The following is a 4022-nucleotide window of genomic DNA, read 5'->3' as shown; positions in this document are numbered from 1 at the left end:
ACTGACCAAAATGGTCAACAAGTACGTCAAGTAATAGACGCGACCGCTGCTGATCACCCGCAGCACCTGCCGTCCGAAGCCCGGCGTCGCTCACGCGACCCGGGCTTTGTTTTTGCCCCGGCTCTTTCTTGCTCTTTGCTGACTTCTCTTTCCGGGCTGCGGCGGTTGCCGACCGCCGGCCCTTCGCAGGAGAACCTCATGTCTGCATGCAAGATGCGCCGGCGCGTGCTCATGATGGCCCTGACCGTGGCCCTGCTGGCCGGCTGTGCCAGCACCCGGCTCGAAGGCACCTGGAGCGATCCGGCGTTGCCGGCCGAAGCGATCCGCGGGCCGGTGCTGGTGGTCGGCGTGGCGCGCGATGACCTCGTCCGCCGCGTCTATGAAGACGCGATGGCCGCACAGCTTGCCGCGCGCGGCATCGCCGCCACCCCGAGCTATGCGGTGCTGGCGGGCGCCCTCACCGCACAGGCCGACAAACAACTGCTGGCGGCGGCGGAGAAAGCCGGCGCGCGGCAAGTCTTGTCCACCGCCCTCATCGGGCAGGAACGCGAGCAGGTGGTGACGCAGGAGCCGGTCGCGTCGGTGGGCTTCGGTGGCTTCGGTCGCTGGTACAACACGTGGTGGGGTCTGTCGTATCCGGTCCGTACGGAGGTGCGCAGCTACCCGGTGTACGTGGCGCAGACCTCGCTGACCGACGTCGGTAGCGACCGGTTGCGCTGGACCGCACGGACCCGTACGACCGATCCGCGCGACATCGAAAGGGAGACGCGCGCGTTCGTCGACGTCATCGTGGCGGCGATGACCGAGGCGAAGCTGCTGCCATCGGTGCCGGCACGCTAGGTGTGAACGGGGAATGCGTGGTGTGATGCCCTGAGCCGGAACCTCAGGTCGGTGCGGCCGCGCTCCGGTGAGCGCGGCACCGCGCGCTGCCGTGTCGGCCGCAGCAGGTGCGCACCGAAACGGGCATCGTCCGGATGCCGCGTCTCATGCGTTTGAGCGTCAGTCAGATCCCTAACGCACGACGTCGGCCCCCGGTTTCGGGGCGGCCCCTGCCGAAGTCTTCGGCACCTTGCTGCTCTTGGCAGGCGTTTTCTTCGCCGCGATCTTCTTGGCAGCGGCCTTCTTGGCGACGACCTTCTTCGGCGGAGCCTTCTTTGCCGCCGTCTTCTTCGTTGCGGCGGATTTCTTGGCGGCGACTTTCTTGGCTGCGCCCTGCTTTGGCGTTGGTTTCTTTGCAGGTGTCTTCTTCGCCGAAGATTTCTTGGTTGCCATCGTCGTCTTCCTTTCTTGTTTGGGGTCGCCTTGCGGCGCAGCGACGGTAGCCGATGACTTCGTGCCGCGCAATCGAGTGCCGACCCGGCGCGCGCGCGGTGGCTGGTAGATGGTCAGTGGCAACAGGTCGCCGTAGAGCCGGCACACCGGCGTCTGTGGGACCTTGAGGCCAACGCGCGCGCTGATGCGCGGCACCAGTTCCTGCACAGCGGCGATGAGGCCCAGCATGCTGAGCTTTTTCTCAGGCCCGCTGCCGTAGCGCCGCTGGCGCAAGGCCTCGAGCAGCGCGGTGGTGAGCACGCCATGGCGCAAATCCCGATGCTCCCAGGACAGCTCTTCGCTGCGTGCAGCATTGATGACGTACATGCCGCGCTCGTGGATGGCGTGGATCCGCCGCGCCAGTTCCTCCGGATCCAACCCCCGCATCATGTTGTTGCCGGCCATCCCGGCGTGGCAGGCATCGATCACCAGCACCACCTCTGCCGGCACGGCGGTCGCGATCTCGGCAAACTCCACGAGCGACAAGCCGGTGCGCTCCATGTCCTTGCCGGTCGGCACCAGATCCCAGTTCCAGAAGTACAGTTCGGGCTCGCCCTTGAAACGCGTGCCGTGGCCGGAGAGGAACACCAGCAGCACGTCGCGTTCGGACTTCGCGCTCTGTTCGCGCGCCACGATGGTGTCGGCAAACTGCCGGATCTGCGCAAGGATCGCTGCCTTAGTGGCGCGTTCTTCCACGAGCAGGGTCGCCGCCACGCTGTCGAACGCATCGTTGCGAAGGGCCATGCACGCGTCGAACCGCGCCGACCGGCGCGAGCCGGCCAGCGCGTTGTAGACCGCGGTGGCGTCGCGATGAGGAAACTGCAGCGGCTTGGTCGCGCCGGCCTGCGCGGTGCCGGCGACGTGGAAGTTCGACACGCCCACGCTGAGCACGAAGAGCTTGCCCCGGGCGGCATCGAACTGAACGCTGCCGTCGGCCGCTGGCGGGCCATCGATCTCCAACGCACACGGCACCGACTTGGCCGCTGCGCTTTCGGCATGGACCTTGATCTCGTTTCGCCCCGGATTCAGCCGGATCGCGACGCGCCAGCGCCGGCGGCGACGCAACGCCCGGGTATCTGCCTCGAACCAGACGTAGCGCCCGTTGCGCAGGATCCAGATGCGGGTCGTCGCCTGCGCCGCACTGAGCGGCTCGACCCGGAAGTGCAGGTGAACCTGATGGCGCTTGCGTGCCAACGTGACGCGCTCGATCTCGACCACCGGCGGCAGCATCAGTGCGACGTCGACCTGCGGGATGTCGATGCCGTGGGCCCGGGCCCGCTCCTCGCTGCCGTGTTCGACGACCGCCCGCACGATGTCTTCGCGGTCGAAGAGGGCAAAGCGGTCGGCCGGCAGGAACAGGGCTTCCCGGTGCGGGCCGCGGTCCACGCAGTAGCCGAAACGGCTCTTGTCCGGCGCGTTGGTGGCGTAGAAGCCGCTGCGGGTCCACATCACCCAGGTGTCATCGGCGCCGACGAACAGGGTCAGGTGCCCCGGGAGATTCAACTGCGGCTCCCAGCCCTCTGTGTCGGGCCGGTGATAGATCTGCAGGACCTGCTGACCGTGACCGCCCAAGGCCCAGCGCGTGTTCTCTGCTTCGCCGGCGTCAGGCTCGCTGGGACTGACGGTGTACAGGCGCAGGTCGCGCAGGTCGAAGCGCTGCTGACGCGTGGCGTGGTTGGGCGGGCGCAGGCGCTGCGGCACGGTGCCGAAGCGCAGTTGTCCGAGGTCGTCGATGCCTGGATCCAGCATGTCCTGACCGACGCCGCGCAACGCATCCATCAGGCGCCCGACCCGGGTGCGTGGGCTCCACAGGTGGATGGCGCTGTTGTCGCCGCCTGAGCTGAGCACGCGATCCGGGCCCAGCCAGGCCACCGCGCTCACCGGCAGATCGTGGCCGTAGTAGGTGCTGCGCGGCTCGAAGCCGGTGGGTCCGAACGCCAGCACATGGGTGAGCGCGATCTGCTGGCCCTCGCCACCGCCGGCCAGGTCGAGGCCGACGGCAAGCGCCTTGCCGTCGGGAGAAAACGCGGTCGCCACCGCGGCCTGCTCGACCAGCACCTCACCGAGATGCAGGCCCTGATGGTCCAGTGCGATCAATCGGCCCAGCGGTCGCTCGGGATCGTCCACAAAGCCGTCGCACTCGGTGGCCACCGCGACGCCCTGGGCGCTGGCGGCCAGCGTGGCGGCGTCGATGGGGCGGTCCGGCGCGACAACGTGGATGGACTCGATGCCCTGCCCCGGTCGGAAGGCCAGCCACTTGAGCCGGTTCTGCGTGGCGTCACTGAACGAGTGAACGGCCACGACCAAGCCGTATCCGGCCGCCTGCCTGCGTCGCCCGGCCTTGCTCGACAGTGCTTGCGTCCACGGCAACTCGTCCAGCGGCGCCGGAATCCAGCGTGGTGTCACGACCAGGTGCATGACCTCGTCCACCATCCGCGTCTCGGCAACCACATGCACGGCATCGGGTGTCGGGGGCTGGTCGAAGCCGGCCGTGGTCAGGCGCCGAGTCGCCAGCACCTCCACCGCGCCGCGGCGGTGGACCGGCCCATGGCGGCGCGTGACACCCAGCGCCAGCCAGCGCCCGTCCGGGCTGAAGGCCAGGCTGTCGGGGTTGTCCGGGTGATCGAAGGCGCTGACCAGGTTGCCGGTGTCGACGTCGAAGACTTCGATGCGCTTGGCGTTCTTGATCGTGACGACCCAGCGTCCGTCGG

At 68.2% G+C, this 4022-nt stretch carries 2 protein-coding genes; one reads left to right on the top strand and one right to left on the bottom strand.

The window, feature by feature from the left end; all coding sequences use genetic code 11:
• The coding region (locus Q0C41_RS30265; RefSeq protein ID WP_291990565.1) for a hypothetical protein at window positions 1-840 on the top strand (840 nt) is incomplete at its 5' end.
• A 171-nt stretch (window positions 841-1011) separates the two neighbouring features.
• On the opposite strand, the gene Q0C41_RS30260 is transcribed toward Q0C41_RS30265, so the two are convergent.
• A partial coding sequence (locus tag Q0C41_RS30260) for a caspase family protein (RefSeq protein WP_291990563.1) occupies window positions 1012-4022 on the bottom strand: 3011 nt, incomplete at its 5' end.

It is taken from the genome of Luteitalea sp. (assembly GCF_022842525.1).
Classification (GTDB): Bacteria; Acidobacteriota; Vicinamibacteria; order Vicinamibacterales; family Vicinamibacteraceae; genus Luteitalea.
The sequence above is the reverse complement of the archived record's forward strand: the minus strand, read 5'-3'. Positions and strand labels throughout refer to the sequence as shown.